1 protein-coding gene is annotated in these 622 nt (G+C 60.5%); it reads right to left on the bottom strand.

The window, feature by feature from the left end; all coding sequences use genetic code 11:
* The coding region (locus QP140_RS09780; RefSeq protein ID WP_284759469.1) for an IS256 family transposase at positions 1 to 622 on the bottom strand (622 nt) is incomplete at both ends.

A 622-nucleotide genomic window follows, 5' to 3' on the forward strand; every position in this document is an offset into this window, starting at 1 on the left:
GGGCCGCTGGCGGGAACTGTAAAAACGGCACGAACCGGTCCCAGGCGTCGCGCCAGACTTTGACCGATTGCGGGTATCTCTGGCCCAGTTCACTGGCCTGGAACGCGTCCAGGCTGGCACGTGCGGTGTCCTCGTTGGCGGCCGTGTAGACCTCACGTAGCGCACGGGAGACAGATTTGCGGTCCTGATGCGACACCCACCGGTTCGAAGCCCGAATCAGGTGCACAATGCAGGTTTGCACCATGGAATTCGGCCAGGTTGCCTCGACAGCTTCCGGCAAGCCTTTGAGCCCGTCGCAGCACACGATGAACACGTCCTGGACGCCACGGTTGGCCAGATCCGCGCACACCGATGCCCAGAAGGCAGCACCTTCATTATCGGCAATCCACAATCCCAGGATGTGCTTGATGCCGTCCATGTCGACACCAACCGCCATGTAGCAGGCCTTATTGACCACGCGGTGACCGTCACGGATTTTCACGCGTAGCGCGTCGAGGAAGATCACCGGGTAAAACTCGTCGAGCTGGCGGTTTTGCCAGATCATGACCTCGTCTAACACCGCATCGGTAATGGTGCTGATCGTATCCGGGCTCATATCCACCCCGAGCGTGGTCGCGAGGTG

The organism is Corynebacterium sp. UMB9976 (assembly GCF_030212265.1).
Taxonomy (GTDB): domain Bacteria; phylum Actinomycetota; class Actinomycetes; order Mycobacteriales; family Mycobacteriaceae; genus Corynebacterium.